Here is a 15,189-nt window from a genome sequence, read left to right on the forward strand (position 1 = left end):
GGTACTACCTGATCACCGGTCCCCGGCCAGCACCGGCTCCCGATCCCGATCGCCCCGGGCCACCGGCCCGGACGCCCGATCGGCGTGTCCGGGCCACCACGCGGCATGCCCGATCAGGGCGGTCACCGAGGGCACCAGGAACATCGACATCACGAACGCCGAGATGCAGATCCCGACCGAGACCGCGAAGCCCATCTGGGTCATCATGTCGATGCCCGCCATCATGAGCGACGCGAACGTCCCTGCCAGGATGACACCCGCGGCGGCGATCGAGGGACCCGCGTGCTCGACGGCCAGGGCCGCGGCCCGTTTCGGCTCGTTGCCCTCCTTCGCCTCCTCGCGCAATCGGGCGACCATCAGGATGTTGTAGTCGGTGCCGATGGCCACCACGAACATGTAGATCATCACCGGCAGCATGAACATCACGCCGGAGTTGCCCATCAGCGTCTGGAAGACGAAGACGGTCGCCCCGATGGTCGAGATGAAGCCCAGGACCACCGCCAACATCAGGTACCACGGGGCCACCACGCTGCGCAGCAGCAGGCCCAGCACCAGTGCGATCAGCAGACCGGCGACCGGGAAGATCACCGACAGGTCGCGGTTGGTCGCCGAGCGGATGTCGGTGAAGGAGGCGGTCTGGCCGCCGACCATCGCCTTGGTGCCGTCGGGCTGGTGGTCGTGGACGAAGTCGCGCAGCGGGGCGATGGTGTCCAGCGCCTTGTTCGCGAACGGGCTCTCCTTGAGCACGATCGCGATCTCGGCGGACATCCGGTCGTCGCTGACCTTGACGTGCGAGTTCTCGTCGGGGCCGCCGGCGCCGTTCAGGTCACCGATGCCCTCGACGCCCTTGAGCGAGAGCGCGAACCGCTCGGCCGCGCCCTTGTCGATCGGCTGACCGTTCTTGCTCTTGAGGTAGATCTGCGTGGGGTTGAGCGTGCCCGCGGCGAAGTCGAGCTGCATGTCCTTCATCGCCTTGGCCGACTCGGTGTCCCCGGGCAGCTGGCCGAACTGGTCGTAGTCGGCCTTGAAGTTCAGCGCGCCGGCCGCGAAGGCGAGCATGATCACGCCGGAGACCACGGCCACCGCGAGCGGCTTGCCGCCGACCAGGCCGCCGATCCGGTGGAACGCGGTGCCCTTGGGCTGGTGCTGCCAGGTCTTGGACGGCCAGAACACCTTGGGGCCGATCAGCGAGACCACGGCGGGCACCAGGGTCAGCGCGGCGACCGCCATCACGATCACCGCGATGGCCAGGCCCGGGCCCATCGACTTGAACGCGCCGAAGGTGGCGAGCAACATCGCGCCGAAGGCGATCACGACCGCGCCGGCAGCCGAGGCGATGGCCTCGCCCACCCGCTCGACCGAGACGATCATCGCCTGCTTCTTGTCGTCGCCCGCGCGCAACCGTTCCCGGTAGCGGAAGAGCAGGAAGAGGATGTAGTCGGTGCCGATGCCGAACAACACCACGATCAGGATCGTGTTGAGCGACTGGTCCACCTGTAGGCCGGTGGCCTTGCCGACGATCGCGATCACCGGCGACGCGACCATCGACACCAGCGCGACCATGACCACCGGCAGCAGGGCGGCGATCGGGCTTCGGTAGATCGCCAGGAGCAGCACGATGATCAGCACGATCGTGACGATGCCGACGATCGCCTCGGCCTTCTTGAAGGCGTCCTCGTTGTCGACGTTGATCGCCACGCCGCCGGTGAAGCCGAGCTTGAGGTCGCTGCCCTCGACCAGTGGCTTGGCCTTGTCGCGCAGCTCCTTGAGCGCCTCGTTGACGAACTTGTCCTGCTGATCGCCCTTGATGTACGCGGTGGCCAGCGCGATCCGGTCCTTGGCGTCCCCCGCCTCGACCTTGCTGACATGCTCGACGCCGGCCGCGCCGAGCCGGCCGCTGATCTCCTTGACCCGGTCCTTGTCGGCCGGGGTGAGGTTCTTGCCGTCACCGCGCTTGAAGACCAGCAGCGCGGTCTGCTCGGTGGACTGGGGGAAGGCCTTCTCCGCGAGTTTCTGGGCCTGCACGGACTCGTACTTGTTGGGCAGGAAGCTCGCCTGGTCCTGGTTGGTCAGATCGCTCAGTTTCGGCGCGAACATGACCAGGGCGACCGCGGCTATCAACCAGGCCGCGATGACCTTCCAGGGGTTGTGGACGACGAGCCTGCCGAGTCGTCCGAACATCGAAGTCTCCTCGGTTGCGTACGCGATCCCGCGGTGTGATCAGCCCCCGAGCACTGCTTGTGATCGAATTCACAAGGCACCGATCGCCGCACGAGCCGAGAGAACGCTGGTGGTGTCAGCCTCGAAGGTAGGCAAGGCCGAACAGGCACTTCAATGGAAAACAGGGCTCGCGGCACAAGTTCCGCCCCGGGGACTACAGGGCCGCACCGCCCTCGCAGACGCCGACCCCGCGGTGTACTCCAACGGGAGTATCGGAAGTTCGTGCGCAGGGATGAACGGCACAAGGCGGGGTCGCAACGACGCGAGCCGGGGATCGTACGAAGGCGCGACAGTGCGCGCCAAGCGCACGCCCAACGAAACCCAAGCGGCCCGCACCATGATCGAACACGTGCGGCGGGCCCGGACAACCCCGTGATCGGGTCCGCCGCACCGGGAACGGTTCGGAGCCTTCCGAGGGGGGAGGGGCTCCGGGCCGAGCTCCCCGCCGTCGCCGCCGCCGAACCCCCACCACGCCCGTCGCCGCCCACCGGGACGGGGGCGTCCGGTGCGCGGCGACGGGCGCGGGGGGCGGAGAACCAGGGCGTGTCCCAGTCCTCTCCCGTGGCCGGCCGCGTGACCTCCCCGGCCTCGCTTCGACAAGTCTGCGTGCGCGCCGTACCGCGAACACTGCGCCGAACCCCCGAACCGGGGTGGGCCCAGCCCCACCCGATCGACGGCGGCCATATCGTGTGCCCATGGCGCAGCCCGCGGTGCACCCCAGCCCCGAACCGGCCCACCGCCCGATCGCGGCCAAGCTGCGCGCCCCCCCGACCGCTGACCCCGGTGGTGCCGCGCCCACGCGTGGACGCACTGCTGCGAGCCGCGGTGGACCGCTCCTTCGTGGTCTTCCTCGCCGGCCCCAGCGGCATCGGCAAAACCGTCGCACTGACCCGCTGGGCGGCCGGCGCGACCGGGCCGGTGGCCTGGGTGACGCTCGACAACCGGGACAACGACCCGCGACGACTGTGGCCGCACGTGGCCGCGGCCCTCGGCCGGGCGACCGGCGATCCCGGCCTGGAGAGCGCCATCGAGGGCCCGGACCCCGGCAGCGACGCATACGTCGCGGCCCTCGCCGACCGCATCGTCGCGCACAAACCGCACGAGCCGCACGAGCCGCGCGGCCCGCTCGACACCCGACCCGTCCTGATCCTGGACGAGTACGAACACATCGTCGAACGCGACATCCACGACCGCCTCGACCTGCTCACCCGCATCTGCGCCGACCGACTCACCCTGGTGATCGCCGCGCGCAGCCGCCCGCCGATCCCGGTCGAACGCCTCGGCCCGGCCGGACGCCTGGCCGTGCTGTCCTGGACCCAACTGCGCTTCGACCACGACGAAGCGCACGAGCTGTTCACCGACGGATACCGACTGGACCTCACCCACGACGACACCCGGGAGTTGCTCGCCGCGACCGACGGATGGGCGAGCGGGCTCACCCTGGCCGCGATCCGGCTGCGCGACGGCGCGGCACCCGACGCGGTGGTGGCCGCCCTCCACCGCGGCGACCCCACCACCACCGACTACCTCCTCGACCACGTCTGGCGCGAACTCGACTCGGAAATGCGGGAGTTCGTCCTGGAAACCGCAGTCCTGCCCCGGTTCACCGTGCCGCTGGCCGACGCCGTCCGAGGACGCACCGACTCCGCCGACTTCGTCGACCGGCTGCGCCGGGACGGACTCTTCCTGGCCGACACCGACGGCGTACTGCACTATCAGCGGCTGTTCCGCCGCTCACTGGCGCAACGCCTGGACACCGGCGACCCGGAACGCGCCGGTCGACTGCACCGCAGAGCCGCGCACCGGCACGCCCGACACGGCCGGCCCGAGGAGGCCGTCGAGCACGCACTCGCGGCCCGCGACCACCACCTCGCGGCCGACCTGCTCGACCGCCACTTCGACCACTGGTTCGCCGCCGGGCACCTGGTCACCCTGGAACAGTGGCTCGGCGCACTGCCCGACGAGGCCATCGTGCTCGCCCCCCGCCTGCACGAACGCGCGCTGAACCTGTGGTGCTCGCTCGGCCGCTTCGACGAGCGCGACCGCTGGGACCGGGCCCGCCGACCCGGCACCGAGCGCGAACTCCACGCCGCGAACGCGTGGCGGTTGTGCCTGCCGCGCGAACGGGGCGACTTCGGGTCGGCACTGCGCCGCAGTCGAGCCCTGTTGGCCGCCGACGAACGGACCCTGGGCATCGTCTGGACCCAGATCCGGATCTCGGTCGCCCGAACCCTGTTGCTCGCCGGCCGACTCGGCGAGTGCGTACGCCTGCTCACCGAGATCGAGACCGCCCGCACCGATCCACCACCCCCCGCACCGCTGCGGGTCACCCTGCACGGCCTGTCCGGCCTCGCGGCGCACCTGGCCGGCGACTCGGCCGGCGCCCGCCGGCGCGCCGCCGAGGTGGAGCGGGCGCTGGCCGAATGCCGCAACCGACCGCGCCCGCGGGCCGTGCCGGAGACCGTCATCCTGCGCGCGCTGCTCGCCCCGGACCCGACGCCGGCCCGGCCGGGCGACACCCCCGACGGCCCGGACCTGCTCGCCGCACTGATCGACGCCGACCCCGGTCTGGGCAACGATCGTTCGATGGCCGTGTTCGCCTCACTGCTCCTGGCCCGCACACTCGGCGAGCGCGGCGACCACACGGCGGCCCGCCACCGGCTCGCCGCCGCCGACACACTGCTCGCCCGATGCCCGAACCCACTGGGCCTGATCGACCTGCGCGACGCGGTGGCAGCCGAGAACCACGTCCACCCCGACGGCCCGGACCCGATCGGCCTCCACACCGCCGAACCGGGCCGCGAGCCACTCAGCGAACGCGAGTCGACCATCGCCCAATACCTGCGCAGCGACCTCACCCTGCGCGAGATCGCGGCCGACCTGTACATCTCGATCAACACGATGAAGACGCACACCCGGCACATCTATCGCAAACTCGGCATCACCGGCCGACACGACCTGCTCACCCCGGGGCTCGGGCGGATCACCCCCTCGCCCACCCCCACTCACCCCTGATCCGCGGCCAGGCTGGAGCCGTACCCGACCACGACGACCTCCCCAGGAGTGCACATGTTCGTCACCGGCCCCAGCGCACTCGCCGCGACCGACACCACCACGACCGTCCGCGAACTGCGCGACCGCACCGAGATCCTGGACGCGTTGTTGCGCTTCGGCCTCGGCTTCGACCTCCAGGACCGCGCGCTGTTCCGGACCGCCTTCACCCCGGACGCGGCCTTCGACTTCCGCCCGGTCGCCGCCGAACTCGGCCTGGACATACCGGTGATGGTTGGCATCGAGGCGATCGAGGCGGTGCACTTCAACCCGCGGGTGCGGCTGGACACCTCGCACACGATCACCAACGCGCGCATCGAGGTCACCGGCGACCGGGCCCGGCTGACCGCCCTGGTCGAGGCCCAACACCTCCCCACCGGCGACCACACCCGCCACCTGCTCCTGAAGAACCGCTACGCGGTGGACCTGCTCCGCACCGACACCGCCTGGGCCATGCACCACCTGTACGTCGAGAACATCTGGCACACCGGCGACCCGAACGTCCTGACCGGCAACTGACCCCACCCGGCCCCACCGCGGCTTCGGCTCAGCTCTGCGCCATGTCCACGAAGCGCGAGTAATGCCCCTGGAACGCCACGGTGATCGTCGCCGTCGGGCCGTTACGGTGCTTCGCCACGATCAGGTCCGCCTCCCCCGCGCGCGGCGACTCCTTCTCGTAGGCATCCTCGCGATGCAACAGGATCACCATGTCGGCGTCCTGCTCGATGGAGTTGTGGACGCTGATCCCGTTCGCGATGAAGTTGTGTGTGCCGAGCACCGTGGCGTCGTAGACCTCCTGCTCGCCGAGACTCTCGATCTCGGTGACCCGGTCCCAGAACACGTCGCTGGTCGCGAGGAGTTCCAGCTCCGCCTCCGCCAACACGGCCGCGACCTCGGCGAGCCCGGTCCTGCTCGGCGCCGCCTGGTACCGGGCCGTGCCGTAGGACGTGGAGCCCGGCACGGCCCGGGAGGCACCGGTGGACGTGTCGCGGTCCCGCATGGCCGTCTCGACGGCAGCCCGGACCTCACGCGGCACGGTGTCGAGGTTGCTGTTCGCCAGGACTGCGTCGAGCCGGGTCAGGGCCTTCGACACGGACTCCCCTCGGGCACCGTGTACGCCGACATCGGTCAGGAAACGACGCCGGTCCTCGACCCCGGGGATGTCCACCGTCCATCCCGGTCGCCCCTTCGTGTCGCCCACGCGGCGCAGCCGGGAGCGAACGTCGACGCGCAGGAGCAGAAGTTGGAGATCGCGGGCGAGACGCTCGCTCGTGCTCGCGTAGTCGACGCGAACCGCACCCGACGCCGCGACCGTCACCGAGCCGTCGGCGGCCCACAGGTGCCGCAGGAACAGCCGCACCTGCTCGTCGGGCAGCCCGAAGACCTCCTCGGGCAGGAACTTCTCGTGCGACCGCCCGTCGTCCGACACACCGCCGTCACCCAGGAGGTGCGCGGCCATGACCACCTCCGCCCGCGGCCGGGCAGCCCGACGCGTGGGAGCGTCCAGACGTCGGGGCACCGCGACCCGGGCACCGACCGTCAGTTCCCCCAGCGCCTTCCACCCGTCGTAGGTCTGGAAGGGGTGGTTCGCGGTGGCCTCGATCTCCCGCCCGGATGCCAACCGCAGCCGGAAGACCTCCTTGACCCCGCTGGGGAAGACATGCGTCATGGTGCGCGAGACGAGCCTCAGGTGCTCGTCCAGGGACCAGACGGGAATGTCCCGCTCACCCGTCGCCAACAGCTCGCCCATGGAGACCTCGGCACCGGTGTCGGCTCGCAACACCCGGGTCGCCGCCGTGACACAACCGGACTCACGCAGGTCGGAGACCATCGGCTTCTTGTCCGTGCGCTGTTCCGGGCCACGGTTGAGCTGGGACATCGCGACCACCGGGACCTCCAGCTCCTTGGCCAGGAGCTTGAGGTTTCGCGACATCTCGGAGACCTCCTGCTGGCGGTTCTCCGCCCGGCGCGAGCCGCCCGACTGCATGAGCTGGAGATAGTCGATGATCACCAGCCGCAGATCGTGCTTCTGCTTGAGTCGCCGACACTTGGCCCGGATCTCCATCATCGACAGGTTCGGCGAGTCGTCGATGTACATCGGCGCGGCGGTGACCTCACCCATCTTGCGGGAGAGCCGAGTCCAGTCGTCATCGGTCATGCTCCCCGACCGCATGTGATGCAACGCAACCCGCGCCTCCGCCGAGAGCAGGCGCATCATGATCTCGTTACGGCCCATCTCCAGCGAGAAAATCACACTGGCAAGACCATTTTTGATCGAACAAGCGCGAGCAATGTCCAATCCAAGCGTTGATTTACCCATGGCCGGGCGCGCGGCGATCACGATCATCTGGCCGGAGTGGAGGCCGTTGGTGAGGGAGTCGAGGTCGGTGAAGCCGGTGGGGATGCCGGACATCTGGCCGCCGCGCGAGCTGATCGCCTCGATCTCGTCGAGGGCGCCCTCCATGATGTCGGCCAGCGGCGCGTAGTCCTCGGTGGTGCGCTGTTCGGTGACCTTGTAGACCTCGGCCTGGGCGTTGTTGACGATGTCGTCGACCTCGCCGTCGGCCGCGTAGCCCATCTGCACGATCCGGGTGCCCGCCTCGACCAGGCGCCGCAGCACCGCCTGTTCACGCACGATCCGGGCGTAGTACTCGGCGTTGGCGGCCGTGGGCACCGAGGAGATCAGCGTGTGCAGGTACGGCGCGCCGCCCACCCGGCCGATCTCGGTGCGCTTGGTCAACTCGGCGGCGACGGTGACCGCGTCGGCCGGTTCGCCCCGCGCGTACAGGTCCAGGATGGCGTTGTAGACGAGTTCGTGGGCGGGCCGATAGAAGTCGATCGGCTTGAGGTTCTCCACGACGTCGGCGATCGCGTCCTTGGACAACATCATGCCGCCGAGCACCGATTGTTCGGCGGCGATGTCCTGGGGCGGGGTTCGCTCGAATCCCTCGCGGGCCGGTTCGGGCCTGGCCTCTTCGAACTCGGAGACGCTCATGCCCGGGGTCTCCTTTCACAAAGGCTCGCGCGAGGTGGCACCGCAGTACACCGTGTCCTTCATACGCCACACGGCCGACAGATCCGCCGCGCGACGCGGCGTGCGGCCCTTCACCGTACGGGTGGACCCTGGGACCGCCAAGACGGTCATACACAGGGCCTGTGGATAACTGTGGACAACCTGTGGAGAGAGGCGGGTCGAGCTGTGCACAAGCTGTGCGCAGTCGGCCGCCAACGCTTCGCAATCATGTCCACAAACCGGCTCTGACCTGCGATTTCTCTATCCACCGGCTGTGTATGTGAAAAACTGTTGGGCGAATCATGCGGCTATCGCCCCACGTGTGCACCCGCGTACGCCCCGCGCTCGCCGGTAATACCCAGGAGCGCATTGTGACCCTTACCTGTGGATGACTACGGTGGACGCGTGCCGCCCACGGTCCCGTCCCCACCCCCCGAACCGCCCACCTCGCCACCGCCCGCCGCGGCGCACCCCGCCGACCACACGCAGCGTCGCGCCCACGACCGCGACATCCTGCGCCTGGCCGTCCCGGCCTTCTTCGCGCTGGTCGCCGAACCGCTGTTCGTGCTCGTCGACTCGGCGATCATCGGCCGACTCGGCACGCCCCAGTTGGCCGGCCTCGGCGTCGCGGGCACGATGCTGACCACCCTGGTCAACCTGTGCGTGTTCCTCGCCTACGCGACCACCGCCGCGGTCGCGCGGCTGATGGGCGCGGGCGACCCGCGCGCCGCGATCCGCCAGGGCCTGGACGGCGTCTGGCTGGCCGCGCTGCTGGGCGTGGTGCTGCTGGTGGTCGGCCTGGTCGGCGCCCCGTGGATCGTCTCGGCGTTCGGCGCCTCGGACAGCGCGGCCCCGCACGCGGTGACCTATCTGCGGATCGGCTCGCTGGGCATCCCGGCCATGCTGATCGTGCTCGCCGCCACCGGCGTGCTGCGCGGCCTCCAGGACACCCGGACCCCGCTCGTGGTCGCGGTGCTGGGCTTCGGCGCCAACCTGCTGCTCAACCTGGGGTTCGTCTACGGCCTGCACTGGGGCATCGCCGGATCCGCGTGGGGCACCGTGCTCGCACAGACCGCGATGGCCCTGGTCTACCTGGTCACCGTCGTCCGCGGCGCCCGCCGGCACGGCGCGGCGCTGCGCCCGGACCCGGCCGGCATCCGCGCCTCCGCCTCGGCCGGCGCACCGCTGTTCGTACGCACCGTCAGCCTGCGCGCCATCCTGATCGTGGCCACCGTGGCGGCCACCCGGATGGGCGACACCTCGATCGCCACCCACCAGGTCGCCTGGCAGATATGGACGTTCCTGGCCTTCGCGATGGACGCCCTGGCCATCGCCGCACAGGCGATCGTGGGCCGGGCCCTGGGCGCCGGGGACGCGCGCGGTGCCCGTGCGGCGACCCGCCGGATGCTGGTGTGGGGGGTGTGGACGGGCGTGCTGTTCGCGATCGTGGTGGTCGCCGCGCGCCCGCTGTACATCCCGCTGTTCAGCACCGACCCGGCGGTGCGCGACCTGCTGGCCGGCACGCTGCTCGCGGTCGCCGCCCTCCAGCCGCCGGCCGGCGCGGTGTTCGTACTGGACGGGGTGCTGATCGGCGCGGGCGACGGCCGCTACCTGGCCCTGACCATGCCCATCGTGCTGGCCGCCTTCTGCGCGGCGCTGGGCACCGTGCTGGCCCTCGGCGGCGGCCTGATCGCCGTGTGGTGGTGGGCGATCGGCACGTTCATGGTCAGTCGCGCGCTCCTGCTCGGCAGGCGAGCGTACGGCGACGCCTGGCTGGTGACCGGCAGGCGCTGACGCCCGCGCGGCCGAGAGCCGTCCCGTCGGCCGCGCGGACGGGACGGCGACGCCTCACGCCCCGACGACCTGGTAGCCCGCCTCCACGACGGCCGCGCGCACCGCGTCCGGGTCCACGGGCTGCTCGGAGGTCACGGTCACCAGACCCGAGGCCAGCTCGACCTTGACGTCGGTCACGCCCGACACCTCGGAGACCTCCTCCGTGACGGACGAGACGCAGTGGCCGCAGGTCATCCCGCTGACGGTGAAGGTGGCGGTGCTCATGACGGTGATCCCTTCGTCGACACGAGGACCATGATCGGCCCCACAACGACGAATTTATACCCCCCAGGGGTATGGGCGCAAGTCATCGAACTCACTCGTTCGAGCGATTCACCCCCCACCGAACCCGCCCCGGACCCGCACCCGGCAATCCGGCCCCGCCCGGCCCTCAGTCCGTCAACCGCGCCGAACGCACCGGTTCGACCACGGGCCGCCCGACCCGGAACACCGCGAGCGGCACGGCCTCCACCATGCCCGCCAACTCCCCGGCGGTCCGCGCACAGTCGATCACCTGGCTGAGCGGATGCGTCGCGTAACCGTGCCGGGCCAGCGTCAACCAACAGCGCAACAGCCCCCGCCCCGCCTCCAACAGCTCCACCGGCCCCACCACCCCGCCCGGCGCGGTCACCACCAGCACACTCCCGTCGTACCGCAACAACCCCCGCGACGCCGCCGCCAACCCCCGCGCCAACCCGACCCGCCGCAACACCCGATACACGGCCGGGCGCAGCACCGCGTGCAGCGCCCGCTCCTCGAACCGGGACAGCGCCAACGCCCGCCCGGTCAACCCGTCCCGCGGCTGCGGCCGACCGGCCGGCACCGGCCGCAGCCGCAACCAGTCGCGCAACTCGGCGACCAGCGCCGGATCCGCGAACAACCGGCGATCCGCCTCGTCCGACAACGGCGCCAACGCCCTGGTATCACCCCGCCACAGACCCGCCGACCCGGCGAACGCCGCCGTCGCCTCGGCCAACAACGAATCCGGCAGCGTCCCCGGCGCGTACGCCCCACGCGCACTGCGCCGCCCCGCCAGGTCCGCCGCGCCGAACAGGGTCGGATAACACTCGTCCGCCCGCACGAACCGGGCCACTTCGCCCTGCTCCGGCGCGGCACCCCACTCCACCCGCAGCGGCACCTCCAGCGCCGCGGACGCGATCAGGAACGCCTCGGCGAACGCGCCGAGCGCCAGGAACAGGTCCCGCCGGGTCGGATCGCCGACCGGCAACTCCCGCTCGGCGTCCCAGGACAACGCGTAGCCCAACGCGCCGCTCGGCGTCACCGTCCAGGGCTGCGTGTTGTGCGCGCTGGGCGCCCGGCCGGCCGACCGCAGCAGTTCCGCGAGTTGCGTGCTCACCCGGTGCCCCCCACCGTTCGCTGGTAGAACGTGTGCCCGTGCAGCTCCCGGCCGCCGATCCGGCGATACTGCGCGGCCGACGCCTTGTTGTCGTCCTCGACCCACGTGCTGCGCAACGTGTCGTAGCCGCCCGCCCGCAGCGCCCGATACTGCTCACGCGCCAGCAGCGTCAGATAGCCGCGGCCCTGGGCCGCCGGCACCGTGCCCTTGATGATCAACACCGCCTCGCGGCGATAGCGCCCGCGCGTGGCCAACAGCCGCAACTGGTTGCCCAAGTGCAGATCGCCGCCGATCCGGATCAGGAACTCCGAGATGTCCGGCACCGCGAGCGTGAACGCGATCGGCTCACCCGCCCGCTCCAACCACAACAGCAACGACTCGTCCAGCAGATGCGCCAACCCGTCGGTCTGCGCCCGCAGTTCGTCGAGCTCGATCGGCGTGTAGTAACCCAGTTGCCCGAAACTCGCGTTCAACATCGTGTGCAGGACCGGCAGTTGCTCGGCCAACCGGCGTCGCGAGCCACGCCGGATCACCAACTTCTCGGCCGCGATCCGGGCGTCGTCGAACGCATATGTGGCATCCGGCTCGTCGGTGCGCTCACGCAGACCCGGACAGATCCACGTCGACGCGGAGAACCGCCGGCCGAAGCCGGCCCGTTCGTAGGTCTCCGGATACCGCGCCGGATTCCACGCCGAATCCACGAAGCCGCGCTCGGTGAACCCGGAGGTGATCACCCCACCGGTCTGGTTCGGCAACAACGCCACCGGCCCGAACAGGGTCCGGCGACCGCCCCGCGCGGCCCGCCGCTCCATCAGCTCCACCAGGGCCGCGAACACCGCCGGGTCGTCGGCGAACTCGGTGAGTCCGAACAACTGATGCCGCCCGCGCAGCTTGGCGTCCAAGCGCCCGTCGGTGTGCAGACAGGTCCGGCCCACCGCCCGCCCCGCTCCATCCCGCACCACGTACAACTCGACGCCGGCCCGCTGCCACTGCCGCACCTGCCCGTGCAGCACCGGCACGTACCGGTCCTTCGGGTGCAGCCGCAACGGAAGTTCGCAGAAGTCGCGCAACGCGCGCCGCGAGGCGACCCGCTCCACCGTCGGTGTCACGACTTCGCCTTCCGGTGCACGGGCGCGCCGCTGTGCTCGGCCCCGATCGGGGTGAACTCCTGGATGTGCGCCATCTCGTTGCCCTCGGCCCGCCACGCGCCGTTGCTGTAGCCGCCCGGCTGCGCGTCGAAGAGCCGGATGAAGCCGGCCGTGCCATTGCGGTCGCCGTGATCGGTCATCCAGCACATCAGGTCGCGGTGCGCCTTGGAGCGGGCGAACCGCAACAGCGCGTCCCGGTCCGCGAACACCGCGATCGTGCCGAGCGTGAACGGCCCCTGCCGGTAGACCTTGTGCCAGCGGTAGCCGTCCATCCGCTTCATGGTGCGCACCATCCGCAGATACGGCCGGAGCAGCGAGAGCAGCGAGCGCAGTCCGCGATAGTGCGTGGCCCCGATGAACAACGCCTCGCCCTGTGCCTGCGGCGGCGCCGCCGAGAAGTCGGTGGTCCTCATCGCTGCTCCCCCTCCACGAGGTAGACGTTCTTGATCTTGCTGGTACCGCGCAGGAACGGCCCGGTCCCGAAGTCGTGTACGAGCACCCGCACATCGGCCGCCGTCGGGTCCTCCGCGAGCGACTGGGCGAAGTCCCGGCTGACCCGGGCCAGGTGCCGCACCACCCCCTCGCGGCACACCCGGGCGAGCTTGTCCCGATCCACCTCCTGCGCCGAAGTCCCGTCGCGCAGTTGGAGGTTGACCACGGGCCTGCTCTCCAGGTCGGCGTACTCGTCGACGGTCAGGCAGAACCCCTCCAGGTGCGCCGCCATCGGGTTGTCCCGGTACAGCCCGTACTCGACGTCCTGCGGGTAGATGTTGGCGCCCATGTACGAAATCGTGCTGTCCTTGCGCCCGAAGAGCAGCAGCAGCGGCAACCGCATGCCCTCGACCCGGGCCGCGCGCTCCCAGTCGACCCACGCCCGGGCGTCCGGCCGGATCATCTCCTCGACCTGCGCGAAGGTGAGCAACCGGCCCTCGTCGCCGATGTTGTAGCGCACCTTCGGGCTCATCACCGCGGTCGAGTTGATCGTGCAGATCACCTCGTCCTCGGCGTTGGTCTCCAGGTACGTCTCCAGCGGGTTGTACTGGAACACCATCGGCACCCGGCCCTCGTCCGGCCCCAGCAGTTGCGCCCGCAGCCGCTCGTCGGTCAGCAGCCGCTTGCGCAGCCACACCGTCGCGTCGCTCTCGCCGGCCATCCCGATGGTCAGGTCCGAGGCACCGTAGCCGGAGCGCACCTTGACGAAGCGCTCCTCCAGGTAGTCGCGCAGCGCCTCGGTCATGCCCTCGCCGCCGACGAAGCCGTACATCGCGTGCCGACGCCAGTCGAAGCCCTCGGCGTCCAGGCGGTCGCGCAGATGCTTGAGGAACGGCGGGTACGCGGTGACCAGGTAGGTGAAGCGCGGCCCGAAGTGGCGCAGCGTGTCCACGATCTTGTCGATGTCGGGGCCGGTGTTCTTGACCATCGCCACCCGGGCCATCGCGATCCCGGTGTTGGTCCCGGTGGCCCACGCGCCCATCGAGTACGCGTTGATCACGAACAACTTCCGCCGGGGGAAGACCAGCGAGGTGTAGCCGGCCACGTTGCGGTGCACCGACTTGAGTTCGCGCCGCGAACGCAGCCAGTTGTGCGGTGTCCCGGAGGACCCGGACGACTCGTCCACCACCGTCCCGGCCACCTCCAGCGTGCCCAGCCAGCAGCGGGTGTCCTCGGGATACGCCTTGACGTAGTTCTCCTTGGACGTCTCCGGGTACGAGGTGAGGTCGAACCAGCGGAAGCGCCACCGGTGCCGGCGCAGGAAGTCGCGGTAGGCGGGTACGTCGAGCGCGGCGAACTGGCAGGTCATCCACGCGTGTCGGCGGGCGAATCGCTGCATCCACGGCCGATAGTTGCGCGCGGTCCAACGCCAGACGACGGGATGGATCCGGTAGAGCTGATACAGACCGGTCAGCGCGAAGCTGACCACACGCAGCAACCACTGTCGGATGAACCTGGCCATGACCGTCCGCCCCTTTGCCGCGCCGGCCCACCCGGCGTATGTCTCCAGCCTGCGGCGACAGGGGTGTTCGGGACATGAGTACCACTACTCAGTCCACTACTCGAAAACGCCGAACGGCCCGACCCCACAGGGGTCGGGCCGTTCGGGTGCTTCAGGTCAGGCAGGCACGACGTCGAGGTCGAGCGCGGCCGAAACCTCCTGGTGGAGGCGGACCGTGATGCGGTGCGACCCGACGGTCTTGATCGGCGTACCGATCTCGACGCGACGCTTGTCGATGTCCGGACCGCCGGCGGCCTTGATGGCCGACACGACGTCCGCGACGGTGACCGAGCCGAAGAGTCGGCCCGTCTCGCCGGCGCGCGTCTGGAGCGTCACCTTGAGACCCGCGAGCTGACCCTTGACCTCGGCGGCCTGGTCGAGCGTGCGGATCTCGCGGACCTTGCGGGCGCGACGGATGGCCGCCACGTCCTTTTCGCCGCCGCGGCTCCAGCGAATCGCGTAGCCGCGCGGGATGAGGTAGTTGCGGCCGTAGCCGTCCTTGACCTCGATGATGTCGCCGGGCTCACCGAGACCGGTCACCTCGTGGGTGAGGATGAGCTTCATGACAAGATCA

The 15,189-nt window shown here is 70.3% G+C and carries 11 protein-coding genes; 3 read left to right on the forward strand and 8 right to left on the reverse strand.

The window, feature by feature from the left end:
• Positions 1 to 12: 12 nt before the first annotated feature.
• Positions 13 to 2,181 carry an MMPL family transporter gene (locus ABZ374_RS27880; protein ID WP_360315756.1) on the reverse strand — a complete coding sequence of 723 codons (2,169 nt, stop codon included), beginning with the start codon at positions 2,179 to 2,181 and terminating at the stop codon, positions 13 to 15.
• Between the two features lie 840 nt (positions 2,182 to 3,021).
• Here ABZ374_RS27880 and ABZ374_RS27885 point away from each other — a divergent pair.
• Together ABZ374_RS27885 and ABZ374_RS27890 are read left to right on the forward strand one after the other, a co-directional pair.
• Positions 3,022 to 5,235 (forward strand): LuxR C-terminal-related transcriptional regulator, encoded by a 2,214-nt coding sequence (locus tag ABZ374_RS27885; RefSeq protein ID WP_360315758.1) that lies wholly within the window; start codon positions 3,022 to 3,024, stop codon positions 5,233 to 5,235.
• A 54-nt stretch (positions 5,236 to 5,289) separates the two neighbouring features.
• The gene (locus tag ABZ374_RS27890) at positions 5,290 to 5,790 is read left to right on the forward strand and encodes a nuclear transport factor 2 family protein (RefSeq protein ID WP_360315760.1); all 501 of its coding nucleotides are present in this window, start codon (positions 5,290 to 5,292) and stop codon (positions 5,788 to 5,790) included.
• Between the two features lie 28 nt (positions 5,791 to 5,818).
• Here the strand turns inward: ABZ374_RS27890 and ABZ374_RS27895 are convergent, their stop codons facing one another.
• Positions 5,819 to 8,266, reverse strand: coding sequence for a replicative DNA helicase (locus ABZ374_RS27895; RefSeq protein ID WP_360315762.1), 2,448 nt, complete (start codon positions 8,264 to 8,266; stop codon positions 5,819 to 5,821).
• A gap of 528 nt (positions 8,267 to 8,794) precedes the next feature.
• Here ABZ374_RS27895 and ABZ374_RS27900 point away from each other — a divergent pair.
• Entirely contained in the window at positions 8,795 to 10,078 is a 1,284-nt protein-coding gene (locus ABZ374_RS27900) for an MATE family efflux transporter (RefSeq protein WP_360315833.1), read from the forward strand.
• A gap of 54 nt (positions 10,079 to 10,132) precedes the next feature.
• On the opposite strand, the gene ABZ374_RS27905 is transcribed toward ABZ374_RS27900, so the two are convergent.
• The 6 genes from ABZ374_RS27905 to rplI form a co-directional block, all read right to left on the reverse strand.
• Positions 10,133 to 10,342, reverse strand: a complete 210-nt coding sequence (locus ABZ374_RS27905; RefSeq protein ID WP_360315764.1) for a heavy-metal-associated domain-containing protein — start codon at positions 10,340 to 10,342, stop codon at positions 10,133 to 10,135.
• A gap of 166 nt (positions 10,343 to 10,508) precedes the next feature.
• The gene (locus ABZ374_RS27910) at positions 10,509 to 11,474 is read right to left on the reverse strand and encodes a hypothetical protein (protein ID WP_360315766.1); all 966 of its coding nucleotides are present in this window, start codon (positions 11,472 to 11,474) and stop codon (positions 10,509 to 10,511) included.
• Complete coding sequence (locus ABZ374_RS27915; RefSeq protein ID WP_360315768.1) at positions 11,471 to 12,583, reverse strand: hypothetical protein; 1,113 nt, start codon at positions 12,581 to 12,583, stop codon at positions 11,471 to 11,473. Before ABZ374_RS27915 ends, ABZ374_RS27910 begins: the two co-directional genes overlap by 4 nt.
• Positions 12,580 to 13,035, reverse strand: a complete 456-nt coding sequence (locus ABZ374_RS27920) for a DUF4188 domain-containing protein (protein ID WP_360315770.1) — start codon at positions 13,033 to 13,035, stop codon at positions 12,580 to 12,582. Before ABZ374_RS27920 ends, ABZ374_RS27915 begins: the two co-directional genes overlap by 4 nt.
• On the reverse strand, positions 13,032 to 14,576 hold the full coding sequence (locus ABZ374_RS27925) for a phenylacetate--CoA ligase family protein (protein ID WP_360315772.1): 1,545 nt from the start codon (positions 14,574 to 14,576) through the stop codon (positions 13,032 to 13,034). The genes ABZ374_RS27920 and ABZ374_RS27925 overlap by 4 nt, the downstream gene beginning before the upstream one ends.
• A 156-nt stretch (positions 14,577 to 14,732) precedes the next feature.
• On the reverse strand, positions 14,733 to 15,179 hold the full coding sequence (gene rplI / locus ABZ374_RS27930; RefSeq protein ID WP_020557175.1) for a 50S ribosomal protein L9: 447 nt from the start codon (positions 15,177 to 15,179) through the stop codon (positions 14,733 to 14,735).
• Between the last annotated feature and the right edge of the window lie 10 nt (positions 15,180 to 15,189).

Source organism: Embleya sp. NPDC005971, assembly GCF_040629175.1.
Taxonomy (GTDB): domain Bacteria; phylum Actinomycetota; class Actinomycetes; order Streptomycetales; family Streptomycetaceae; genus Embleya.

Bases quoted from the DNA above. Each gene is read 5' to 3' on its own strand.
- ABZ374_RS27895 (WP_360315762.1), bottom strand. From the start codon at position 8,266: ATGAGCGTCTCCGAGTTCGAAGAGGCCAGGCCCGAACCGGCCCGCGAG.
- ABZ374_RS27905 (WP_360315764.1), bottom strand. From the start codon at position 10,342: ATGAGCACCGCCACCTTCACCGTCAGCGGGATGACCTGCGGCCACTGC.
- ABZ374_RS27880 (WP_360315756.1), bottom strand. From the start codon at position 2,181: ATGTTCGGACGACTCGGCAGGCTCGTCGTCCACAACCCCTGGAAGGTC.
- ABZ374_RS27925 (WP_360315772.1), bottom strand. From the start codon at position 14,576: ATGGCCAGGTTCATCCGACAGTGGTTGCTGCGTGTGGTCAGCTTCGCG.
- ABZ374_RS27920 (WP_360315770.1), bottom strand. From the start codon at position 13,035: ATGAGGACCACCGACTTCTCGGCGGCGCCGCCGCAGGCACAGGGCGAG.
- rplI (WP_020557175.1), bottom strand. From the start codon at position 15,179: ATGAAGCTCATCCTCACCCACGAGGTGACCGGTCTCGGTGAGCCCGGC.
- ABZ374_RS27890 (WP_360315760.1), top strand. From the start codon at position 5,290: ATGTTCGTCACCGGCCCCAGCGCACTCGCCGCGACCGACACCACCACG.